Raw genomic sequence first — 10,836 nt, 5'->3', positions numbered from 1 at the left:
GGCGCTCGGCGAGAACGCTGAGCGGGTCCTCGCTCCGTGCCTCCGCCTCGAAGAGGATGTCCAGCGCGCGCCTGCGCGCCTTACCCCGTGCCGACCCCCAGCGCGCCGCCGAACACCGCCACCAGCCCGACCACGTACGCGCCCACCTTGATCGCGCCGTTCATCACTCCTCCTCAATACCCTTAGGGGGTATCTATCGACTCCACCACAGTGCCACACCACCACCCTTTCCAGCAACCCCCCGGGGGTATACCTGGAGCTGGTCTCCGGAGCCCAGGATCGCCGATGCGCAGGTCGGTGACGGGTTTTACCGAAAATCGGCGGCGGGCAACCCTTCTCTCCGCTCAGGCGTATGGAGAGGTATGAGATCGGATGAACTGAGGTGATCGGCAGAGACGATGCTGGATTCTCAGCTTTCGTCGCCGCACGCGGCACGAGCCTGCTGAGGATCGCCCATCTCGCCTGCGACGCCACCGAGGACGTCGAGGACCTGCTGCAGACGGCCCTGGAGCGGGCGTACCGCAACTGGGGCCGGGTCCGGAGCGACAGCGATCCAGAACCCTACGTCCGCCGCATCATCGTGAACACCGCCATCAGCCGTGCCCGGCGCAGGGCGGTCCTGAGGATCATCCCGACCGGCACCCCGCCGGAACGGCCGTCACGGGAGACCGACATCCCGCTCCGCCACGCGCTCATGGACGCGCTGCGCGAGCTGCCGCCCCGGCAGCGCGCGGTGGTCGTCCTGCGCTACTGGGAGGACCTCAGCGAGGCGCAGACCGCGGAGATCCTCGGTTGCTCGACGGGAACGGTCAAGAGCCAGGCGTCCAAGGCGCTCGCCAAGCTGCGGCCGGCGATCGGCGGGGAGCCGTTGGAGGAGGCGATCAGGAGTGCCCATGCTTGAACAGGAGATCCGCCAGATCATGGCGGACGAGACCGCGCGGCTGCGCGCGGCCCCCGGCCTGGCCGAGCGGGTGATCCGGTCCTCGCGGCGCAGGAGCGCCAGGCGGATCAGGATCACCGCCGTGGTCGCCGCGGCGGCCGTCGCGGGGATCGCGGCCCCCGTCCAGCTGGCGCTGAACCCGGCTCCCGCACCGCACGACCAGGTCGCGACCTCCGGGACGCCGGAGCCTGACACCGGCGACCGGAACGCGCCGCAGCCCCTGTTCACCGAACCCCCGATGCCCACGCCGACACCCACGGCCACCCCGCGCGTCTTCCGTACGCCCGTCGGCATCGGCACCGGGAACACCCTGGGGCGCGTCCACGTGGGATACATGACCGACGGCCTGGTACGGAACGCCTGGGCGGTGAACCGAGGCGACGAGTACTCCACGACGTGGAGCTATCCGGACGACGGCGAGGGCTCCTACCGTGTCCAGATCTTCGTCTTCGAGGGTCTGGCCGCCGCACGCGCCGACGAGCAGTGGCAGAGCTACCGCGTTGCGAACAAGGGGAGACAGGTGCCCCTCGGCGATGGCCGGACCGGTCATGTCGTCAACCAGTGGGTCGGCGAGGACGGCGGAAAGGGGACCCCGAGCATCTTCCTGCACGTGGGCGAGGAACGGGCGGTCGAGGTGATGATCAGTCCTGATTACGCGAAGGATCTCGGCAGCAGGCGGGCGGTCGAGCGCGAGCTGACAGCGGTCGCCGCCGGTCTCACATCGGACGATTGAACCGGCGAGGGAACGGGCCCCGGACGGCGCGCTCTCCGGAGCCCTGGCGGTGCGTGCCGTCCGGGCTCCGGTACGGCACCGCCCCCTCGGCCGGACGGTCAGGACGGCAGGCGACGGACGCGTTCTGAGGACGGGTCGTAGAGGGGTTCGGCGGCGACGGCGGCGCCCACCCAGGTGCCGGTCACGCCGACCTCGACGCGGTCACCCGGGGCGGTGCCCTCGGGCAGGTAGGCGTAGGCGATCGAGCGGTCGACCCGGTGGCCGTACCCGCCGCTGGTCACCCGCGAGGCGGGCAGGCCGCCGGAGCGGACCGGCTCGCCACCGAGACAGACCTGACGCGGGTCGTCCAGGACCAGGCAGAACAGGCTCCGCGCGGGCACCGGGGCCGTTGAACTCGCGGCCGAGGAGGCCGAGGAGGCCGGTGCGGGACGGTCGCCGGCGGGACGGCGGGCGGCGTCCAGGGCGGCGCGGCCGAGGAAGTCCTTGTCCCCGGCGACCGCGAAACCCAGGCCCGCCTCGTACGGGGTGGTCTCCGGGGTGATGTCCAGGCCCCAGACGCGGTAGCCCTTCTCCAGGCGCATCGAGTCGATCGCGCGGTACCCGGCCGGGCGCATGCCATGCGGCGTTCCCGCCTCCATGAGCGTGTCCCAGAGCGTCAGGCCGTACTCCGAAGGGCAGTACAGCTCCCAGCCGAACTCGCCCACGAACGTCACCCGCTGGGCCAGCACCGGGACTCCTCCGACGCTGATCTCCCTGGCCCTCATATAGCCGAATGTCAGGTCGTCGCCGGAGACGGAGCCGAGGATGTCGAGCGCTCGCGGGCCCCACAGGCAGTAGCAGGCATGGGCCGAGGTGACGTCACGGACGTCGAGTCCCCGGCCACGGAGCCAGGCGGCGTCGTGGACGCCGAAGGCGGTGCCGGTGACCAACCGGAAGCGGTCGTCGGCCAGGCGGGTGACGGTCAGGTCGGCTTCGACGCCGCCGCGCGCGTTGAGGAGCTGAGTGTAGACGATCGAGCCCACCGGCCTGTCGAGCTGCCCGGCGCACGCCCGCTGCAACCCGTCCAGTGCTCCTGCTCCCGCCACCTCCAGCTTGGCGAACGAGGTCTGGTCGAACAGGCCCGCGGCGTCGCGGGTGGTCAGGCACTCCTCTCGGACGGCCGGCGACCAGATCCGGCCGGCCCACCCGTCCGGGCGGAGGCCCCGGCCGTTCTCCCGGACATCCCGGCCGCCCCTCCGGAGGCCCTGGCCTTCCGAGCGGACGTCCCCGTCGCCCAGGGGAGGGTCCCGGTCGGGCTCCGCGGCCGGGCGGGCGTTGGACTCGAACCAGTTCACCCGCTCCCAGCCGGCCTTCTCGCCGAACGCCGCCCCGAGTTCCGCGTGCCGGACCCAGGCGGGAGAGCGGCGGAGCGGCCGGGCGGCGGTCCGTTCCTCGCCCGGGTAGACGATGTCGTAGTACTTCGAGTAGGAGTCCAGGGCCTTGGCGCGGCTCCACGCCGCGGAACGGGCGTGCAGCCCGAAGCGTCGCAGATCCATGCCGAACACGTCGTACTCGGGCGAGCCATCCACGATCCACTCGGCCATGACCTTGCCCACGCCGCCGGCCGCGGCCAGGCCGTGGACGCAGAAGCCCGCCGCCGCCCACAACCCGCGGACCGAGGTCTCGCCGAGGAGGAACTCCCCGTCGGGGGTGAACGCCTCGGGGCCGTGCACGACCTTCGTGATCTCGGTACCGGCCAGGGCGGGGACCCGCCGCACCGCAGACTCCCACGATTCCTGGAATTTCGGCATATCAGGGGGAAAGACGGTCCGAGGTTCCTCAAGCGGGGCAGCCGTGGACCAGATCTCCGGGTTTCGGATATACCCACCGACCAGAATCCCGCCATTTTCTTCCCGGAAATAGACAATGTTGTCCGGATCCCGCACCGTGGGCGTGGAGGAAGGAACCCCGAAAGGCTCGGTGACCACATATTGGTGTTTGATCGGCACAACCGGAATGTCCACCCCGGCCAGCCGCCCGACCCGCCCGCTGGCCGCACCCGCCGCGACGACCACGGTCTCCGTCTGGACCGACCACTCCTCGAAATCCCCGGCTCCCTCGGTGCCCGAAGCGAGCCGTACGCCGGTGATCGCCCCGCCCGCCACGTCGAGCCCCACCGCGCGAGTCCCGGTGAGGATCCGCACGCCCAGCTTCCGCGCCCCGGCCGCCAGCGCCCTGGCCAGCAGCGCCGGATCCAGCCAGCCGTCCCCGGGCAGCCAGAGCGCGGCCCGCACGTCGTCGGTGTACAGCAGCGGGGACATCTCCCCGGCCTCGGCGCCGGAGAGCATCTCAAGACCCAGCCCGTAGGTCTCCCCGGCCCCGGCCAGGCGCAGGGACTCCTCCACCCGCTCGGGCGTGGTCGCCAGGCGGAGTCCACCGACCCCGTGCCACCCCGGGTCCAGGCCGGTGAGCTCGGCCAGCTCGGGATAGAGACCGGCCGAATACATAATCATCTTGGTCTGGGTGACCGTGGAGCGGAGCTGGCCCACGAACCCGGCCGAATGCCAGGTGGTCCCCTCGGTGAGTTCGTGTCGCTCGACGAGTATCACCTCGGTCCAGCCGAGCCTTGCCAGATGATAGGCCACGCTGCACCCGGCCACCCCGCCACCGATCACGACGGCCCGTGCAGAGCCGGGAAGTTTCAAAGTCCGCAACCCCTCTGTAACACCTCGTCCGCAGAATCGGATCAATGGTCTGAAGGTAGGCCAAAGGAGAGCGGCATGCCAGATCCTCTAGGGGACGTCCGTAAATGGGCCGGACAGCCCGTGACCGAGACACCGATCAAGGGCGGGCTCAGCCATCGGATCGCCAGGCTCGACGCCGCCGACGGACAGCGCTGGCTGCTGCGGGTGCTCGATCCCCGGGTGTCGGCCGCCGGCCTGGGCATACCGCTCGATGAGGAGATCGCCAACACCGTCCACGCGGCGGACGCGGGGGTCGGCCCCAGGGTGCTGCACCGGCTGCCCGGTGCGCTGGTGCTGGAGTATCTCGACGGCGTCACCCTGGACGCGCACACCGTACGGACACTTCCCGGCCCCATCGCGGCGGCCTGCCGCCGGCTGCACGCCGGGCCCCGGTTCGTCAACGACTTCTCCATCTTCCGCAAGCTCGACGAGTTCCTCACCCTCTGCCGTACCCACGAACTGGGCACACCCGACGGCTACCAGGACCGTCTTGCCACGGTGACGGAGATCGAGCGGGCGCTGGCCGCCGACCCGCTGCCCAGGGTGCCGTGCCACAACGACCTGCTGCCGGAGAACTTCATCCGCTGCGGCGCCGAGGTCAGGATCGTCGACTACCAGCTCTCCGGGAACAACGACCCCGCCTTCGAGCTGGGCGACATCGCCGCCGAGGCGGACTACGACCCGGACCTGACCACCCGGCTGGCCCGCGCCTACTTCGGCACCGACGACCGGCGGCTCACCTCCAGGGTCCGGCTCAACCTGATCATGTCCAACCTGACCTGGACGCTCTGGTTCGCCGTGCACCACGGGCTGCTGAAGGAGCGGGCCGCCGACGCCGACTTCGACTACGAGGCCGAGGCGGCCGACAAGTTCTCACAGGCCGTACGAGATCTGGACGACCCGGAGTTCGGGCGGCTCGTCGATGACGTCCGGGGCGCGAGCACCGGATTCCCACCCCCCGCACCACCACGCTAGGAGGCTTGCGTGACCAAGCCAACGTCGGTCGACGAGGACGCGAGGCGACTCGCCGAACTCGGTTACAAACAGGAGCTCTCCAGAACCTGGAGCGGTTTCTCGAACTTCGCCATCTCCTTCTCGATCATCTCCATCCTGGCCGGCTGCTTCACCACGTTCGGCCAGGCCTGGAACAACGGCGGCCCCATCGCGATCTCATGGGGGTGGCCGCTGATCTCGATCTTCATCCTGATCATCGGGCTCTGCATGTCAGAGCTGGTGTCGGCCTACCCGACCGCCGGCGGCATCTACTGGTGGGCCGCGAAGATGGGCAAGCCCATCCACGGCTGGTTCACCGGCTGGTTCAACCTCATCGGCCTGATCGCCGTGACGGCCTCGGTCGACTACGGCTGCGCGACCTTCCTGAACATCACCCTCAACCGGTTCTTCCCCGGCTGGAATCCCACCCTGACCAACGCGTTCATCCTGTTCGCGATCGTCCTGGTGCTGCACGCGCTGATCAACATCTTCAGTCACCGGCTGATCTCGCTGCTGCAGAACGTCTCGGTGTGGTGGCACGTGTTCGGCGCGGCGGTGATCGTGCTGATCCTGATCTTCGGTCCCGACTCGCACCAGTCGATGTCGTTCGTCTTCACCGAGACGATCAACAACTCCGGCTTCTCCGACTCGTCCTACTGGTTCTACGTGCTGCCCCTCGGATTCCTGCTGACCCAGTACACGATCACCGGGTTCGACGCGTGCGCGCACGTGTCCGAGGAGACCCAGGGCGCCTCCACCGCCGCCGCCAGGGGACTGTGGCAGTCGATCTTCTACTCGGCGATCGGCGGCTGGATCCTGCTGCTGGCCTTCCTGTTCGCGGCCACCGACGTGAACGCGGTCAACGAGGCGGGTGGCTTCGTCGGCGCCATCTTCGACAGCGCGCTCCCCGGCAACCTGGCCACGGCGATCTTCACGATCTCCACCATCGGCCAGTTCTTCTGCGGGATGAGCTGCGTGACCTCGATGTCCCGGATGACCTACGCGTTCTCCCGCGACGGCGCCGTCCCCGGCTGGCGCCTGTGGTCGAAGGTGGACGGCAACAGGACCCCGGTCAACGCGATCATCTTCGGCTGTGCGGCCGCGCTGGTCCTCACCCTGCCCGCGCTGTACGAGGCCCCCGGCGGGTTGCCGCTGGCCTTCTACGCGGTCGTCTCGGTGGCGGTCATCGGCCTCTACATCGCCTTCGCGATCCCGATCTGGCTCCGGCTGCGGATGGGCGACCGGTTCGAGCCGGGGCCCTGGACACTGGGATCGAAGTACCGGGTCATGTGCTGGATCGCCATCGTCGAGATCGTCATCGTCTCGATCTACTTCGTCATGCCGCTGGTCCCGGCGGCCGTGCCGTTCAGTGCCGACTTCACACCGGCCGCGGTGAACTACGCGCCGATCGTGGTCGGCGTGATGGTGCTGGGCGTGGGCCTGTGGTGGGCGCTGTCGGCCAGGCACTGGTTCACCGGCCCGCGCCGCACGATCGACGAGCTCGACCCGGTCGACCCGGCCGGCAAGGAGCCGATCGGCTGACCGGCCCCGGCCGGCTTCCCCAGATCCGTGCCGGTCACCGCCCGAGGATCGGCCGGCGCGAATCCGGGTCACCCCGGAAGGCCGAGAAATCGGTCAGCTCGCCTCGAACGCCTCCGCCACCGCGGCCCGGACCTGCTCCATGGCCGCGGTGGCGGGGGCCTCCCGCCGCATCGAGGTCATGTCGACCTCGGGCATGCCGCAGGCCACCGCCCAGCCCCACGGGCTCAGGTCGCCGTCGACGTTGAGGGCGAACCCGTGGCTGGTGACGCCCCGGCTCTGCCGCATGCCGATCGAGACGATCTTGCGTCCCGTCTCGACGGTCCACACGCCGGTCAGCAACTCCGAGCCCGGCGGGGTGTCGCGGCGCTCGGCTGCGACTCCCAGCGCGCCGAGCGCCGCGACGAGCCTCAGCTCGACCTCTCGGACGTAGTCGACGATCCCCTCGTCCTCGCCGAGCTTGACGATCAGGTACCCGACCAGCTGGCCGGGACCGTGGTAGGTGAGCTGGCCGCCGCGACCCGTGCTCACGACCGGGATGCCGTGAGCCGGATCGGGCAGGTGCTGCTCAAGGGTTCGCCTGCCCGCGGTGTACACCTGCGGGTGGCTGAGCAGCCAGAGCGTGTCGGGGCGCTCGTCGCGCTGCCGCTGACCGACCAGGTCGGTCATCCGCTCCATCGCCTTCTCGTAGTCGACCAGGTCGTCCTGGACCAGGGTCAGGGGGCGTTGCCTCATGCCCCCAGCTTATTTTCAGTAGCGAGCCTCCGGCGCCTTGGGTATGAAGATCCACATGAGCACGTAGACGACCCAGAGCGGCCCGGGAATGAGCGAGAGCAGCAGCCACAGCACCCGGACGAGGGTGGGCGGCAGGTTGAGGCTGTCCGCAATCCCGCCGCAGACTCCGGCGATTATCTTGTGGTTTCTCGAACGGTACACGGCGCCTCTCCCCGAATCGGTGTTCTTCGTCCGGTCAAACGAACGGCCGGAACCGCCACGTTCCCGAGGCACCCCTGAGAAAACCCTGACAGGGTCGAACTTGATAACTTTTCTTGTCAGTCAGCGTCGATACATCCCTAGGCGAACGCGGTTGATACCGGTACGTTCCGCCATGTACCTATAGGGAGTCTCCCTCCGTTCCACCCCCTAGGAGCGTTATGCGCCTGAGGTTACGACGCAGCATGGTCCAGACCGCCACCCTGGTCACGGCCATCGCTCTCCCCCTCGCCTTCACCGCACCGGCGAGTGCCACCGTCGCGGCCCCCAGTGTCCCGGACGTCCTCGCCAACGCGTTCGCGACACAGATCAAGGGCAGCAACGTCAAGAAACACCTGGACAAGTTCCAGCAGATCGCGACCGCCAACGGCGGCAACCGGGCGGCGGGCACGTCCGGCTACGACGCCTCCCTGGCCTACGTGCAGGACAAGCTGAACAAGGCCGGATACAAGACCTCCACGACCGACGTCGAGTTCCCGATCAACTGGGAGGAGTTCAGCCCGTCGGTCCTCCAGAAGACGGCCCCCGAGGCGAAGACCTACGCCAACCCGGCCGACTTCGTGACGGTGATCTCCTCCAGCCCTGGCGACGTCACCGCCCAGATCCAGGTCGTCGACGCGATCATCCCGACGCCGCCGAACCCGAACACCTCGACCGCGGGTTGTGAGGCCGCCGACTTCGCCGGGTTCGTCCCCGGCCGGATCGCCCTGCTCCAGCGCGGCACCTGCCCGTTCGTCGACAAGGCCACCAACGCCAAGGCGGCCGGCGCGGCCGGTGTGATCTTCTTCAACGAGGGCCAGCCCGGCCGTACCGACCCGCTCCTCTTCGACATCGTCGAATGGCGCTTCGGCTTCCCCATCGTGATGGCGAGCACGGCCGTCGGCCTGGACCTGGCCGCCAGCCCGAACACCACGGTCCGCCTGAAGGTGGACGCCAAGACCACGGTCGGCCGTACCAAGAACCTGATCGCCGACTCCCGCTGGGGCAAGTCCGGCGAGATCGTCGCGGTCGGCGCGCACCTGGACAGCGTTCCCGAGGGCCCCGGCATCAACGACAACGGCTCCGGCAGCGCCGCCGTCCTGGAGACCGCGCTGAAGCTGGCCAAGGTGCCGACCAAGTACAAGCTCCGCTTCGCCTGGTGGGGCGCCGAGGAGCTGGGCCTGCTCGGCTCCGAGCAGTACGTCGCGGGCCTGTCCCAGGCCGAACGGGACAAGATCAGGCTCTACCTGAACTTCGACATGATCGCCTCGCCGAACGGCGGCACCTTCCTGTACGACGGTGACGACTCCGACGCCGAGGGCGCCCCTGCCGGTCCGGCGGGGTCGGCCGAGATCGAGAAGCGCCTGGAGAGGTTCTACGGCAAGCGCGGCCTGCCCTTCGAGGGCACCGACTTCACCGGCCGCTCCGACTACGGCGCCTTCATCGCCAACGACATCCCGGCCGGAGGCATCTTCAGCGGCGCCGAGGTCCTCAAGACCGCCGAGCAGGCCGCCAAGTTCGGCGGGACCGCCGGTGTCGCCTACGACCCCTGCTACCACGCCGCCTGCGACGGCATCGGCAACATCGACGCCGCCGCGCTCGACCGCAACTCCAAGGCCGTCGGCTACGCCACCACGTTCTTCGCCTACGACCTGACGGGCATCCCCGACCGCAACGCCGCGACGCTCGCCAGGACCGCGGCGCAGACCGCGACGGCTCCTGAGGGCGCGGCCCGCTAACGACAAAGTCCAGCAAAGCGCACCACCACGCTGTACGGCGCGCACCCACCACGGGTGCGCGCCGCTCGGGGGACCCCCACACCCTCAAACCCGAGGAGCATGATGCGCAGTCTGTGGACCATGGGCATGGCGGCGATCCTGGCCATCCCTCTGGCATTCACCGCACCATCGGCGTCGGCCGCCGTCCCACCGGACATCTCGCTGACCGCCGTGAAGGCACACCTCACCCAACTCCAGTCCATCGCCACCGCCAACGGCGGCAACCGCGCGCATGGCCGCCCCGGCTATCTGGCCTCGGCCAACTACGTCAAGGGCCTGCTGGACGGCGCGGGGTTCACCACCACCCTGCAGTCGTTCACCTACGGCGGCGCGACCGGCTACAACGTCATCGCCGACTGGCCCGGAGGCGACCCGAACGACATCCTCATGGTCGGCGCCCACCTCGACAGCGTGACCGCGGGCCCCGGTATCAATGACAACGGCTCGGGCAGTGCCGCCATCCTGGAGACCGCCCTGGAGGTCTCCCGCCAGTCGCTGGCTCCCACCAAGCATCTGCGCTTCGCCTGGTGGGGCGCGGAAGAGCTGGGTCTGCGCGGCTCGCAGGCCTACGTGAACAGCCTCTCGTCCACCGAGCGGGCCAAGATCAAGGGCTACTACAACTTCGACATGGTCGGCTCGCCCAACGCCGGCTACTTCATCTACGACGGCGACAACTCCGACGGCGTCGGCTCGGGCCCCGGCCCGGCGGGCTCGGCGCAGCTGGAGGCGACGCTCCAGGCGTACTTCACCTCGATCGGCGTGGCCACCCGGGGCACCGACTTCGACGGCCGCTCCGACTACGGGCCTTTCATCGCCGTCGGCATCCCGGCCGGAGGCACCTTCACCGGCGCCGAGGGCGTCAAGACCAGCGCCCAGGCCACCCTCTGGGGCGGTACGGCGGGCCAGGCGTTCGATCCCTGCTATCACCGGGCCTGCGACACCACGGCCAACATCAGCGACACCGCGCTGAACCGCAACGCCGACGCCATCGCCTACGCGGTGTGGACCACCGCCACCGCCACGCCGCCGACGGTCGTCTGGCAGGACACCTTCGAGACCTCGACCGGCTGGACGACCAACCCCTCGGGCACCGACACCGCCACCTCGGGCCAGTGGGAGCGCGGCGTCCCGCAGGCCACCACCTCCAGCGGCGCCAAG

9 protein-coding genes are annotated in these 10,836 nt (G+C 69.5%); 6 read left to right on the top strand and 3 right to left on the bottom strand.

Annotation, left to right across the window (positions count from 1 at the left end; genetic code table 11):
• The first annotated feature begins 382 nt into the window (after positions 1 to 382).
• Complete coding sequence (locus ABZ260_RS36870; RefSeq protein WP_355626810.1) at positions 383 to 901, top strand: SigE family RNA polymerase sigma factor; 519 nt, start codon at positions 383 to 385, stop codon at positions 899 to 901.
• Positions 894 to 1,673: a hypothetical protein gene (locus ABZ260_RS36865; RefSeq protein ID WP_355626808.1), complete on the top strand. Its 780-nt coding sequence runs from the start codon at positions 894 to 896 to the stop codon at positions 1,671 to 1,673. Before ABZ260_RS36870 ends, ABZ260_RS36865 begins: the two co-directional genes overlap by 8 nt.
• A 98-nt stretch (positions 1,674 to 1,771) precedes the next feature.
• Here ABZ260_RS36865 and ABZ260_RS36860 read toward each other — a convergent pair whose 3' ends face one another.
• Positions 1,772 to 4,327: an FAD-dependent oxidoreductase gene (locus ABZ260_RS36860; RefSeq protein ID WP_355626812.1), complete on the bottom strand. Its 2,556-nt coding sequence runs from the start codon at positions 4,325 to 4,327 to the stop codon at positions 1,772 to 1,774.
• 105 nt (positions 4,328 to 4,432) lie between these two features.
• On the opposite strand from ABZ260_RS36860, the gene ABZ260_RS36855 reads away from it, so the two are divergent.
• Together ABZ260_RS36855 and ABZ260_RS36850 are read left to right on the top strand one after the other, a co-directional pair.
• Positions 4,433 to 5,371, top strand: coding sequence for a phosphotransferase (locus tag ABZ260_RS36855; protein ID WP_355626806.1), 939 nt, complete (start codon positions 4,433 to 4,435; stop codon positions 5,369 to 5,371).
• Between the two features lie 9 nt (positions 5,372 to 5,380).
• Complete coding sequence (locus tag ABZ260_RS36850; RefSeq protein ID WP_355626805.1) at positions 5,381 to 6,931, top strand: amino acid permease; 1,551 nt, start codon at positions 5,381 to 5,383, stop codon at positions 6,929 to 6,931.
• Between the two features lie 93 nt (positions 6,932 to 7,024).
• On the opposite strand, the gene lipB is transcribed toward ABZ260_RS36850, so the two are convergent.
• Together lipB and ABZ260_RS36840 are read right to left on the bottom strand one after the other, a co-directional pair.
• Complete coding sequence (gene lipB / locus ABZ260_RS36845) at positions 7,025 to 7,663, bottom strand: lipoyl(octanoyl) transferase LipB (RefSeq protein ID WP_355626803.1); 639 nt, start codon at positions 7,661 to 7,663, stop codon at positions 7,025 to 7,027.
• 15 nt (positions 7,664 to 7,678) lie between these two features.
• Positions 7,679 to 7,864 carry a PspC domain-containing protein gene (locus ABZ260_RS36840; RefSeq protein ID WP_343964802.1) on the bottom strand — a complete coding sequence of 62 codons (186 nt, stop codon included), beginning with the start codon at positions 7,862 to 7,864 and terminating at the stop codon, positions 7,679 to 7,681.
• Positions 7,865 to 8,106: 242 nt separating this feature from the next.
• Between ABZ260_RS36840 and ABZ260_RS36835 the strand changes: the two genes are divergently transcribed.
• Both ABZ260_RS36835 and ABZ260_RS36830 read left to right on the top strand, forming a co-directional pair.
• On the top strand, positions 8,107 to 9,639 hold the full coding sequence (locus tag ABZ260_RS36835) for a M28 family metallopeptidase (RefSeq protein ID WP_350966437.1): 1,533 nt from the start codon (positions 8,107 to 8,109) through the stop codon (positions 9,637 to 9,639).
• A 99-nt stretch (positions 9,640 to 9,738) separates the two neighbouring features.
• On the top strand, positions 9,739 to 10,836 hold a 1,098-nt coding region (locus ABZ260_RS36830), incomplete at its 3' end, for a M28 family metallopeptidase (protein WP_355569652.1).

Origin of the sequence: Streptosporangium sp. NPDC006013 (genome assembly GCF_040614275.1) — a bacterium.
GTDB lineage: Bacteria > Actinomycetota > Actinomycetes > Streptosporangiales > Streptosporangiaceae > Streptosporangium.
The sequence above is the reverse complement of the archived record's forward strand: the minus strand, read 5'-3'. Positions and strand labels throughout refer to the sequence as shown.

What these genes read in the sequence shown, in the direction of transcription:
- ABZ260_RS36865 (WP_355626808.1), top strand. Translation starts at nt 894, where the DNA reads ATGCTTGAACAGGAGATCCGCCAGATCATGGCGGACGAGACCGCGCGG.
- ABZ260_RS36855 (WP_355626806.1), top strand. Translation starts at nt 4,433, where the DNA reads ATGCCAGATCCTCTAGGGGACGTCCGTAAATGGGCCGGACAGCCCGTG.
- lipB (WP_355626803.1), bottom strand. Translation starts at nt 7,663, where the DNA reads ATGAGGCAACGCCCCCTGACCCTGGTCCAGGACGACCTGGTCGACTAC.
- ABZ260_RS36835 (WP_350966437.1), top strand. Translation starts at nt 8,107, where the DNA reads ATGGTCCAGACCGCCACCCTGGTCACGGCCATCGCTCTCCCCCTCGCC.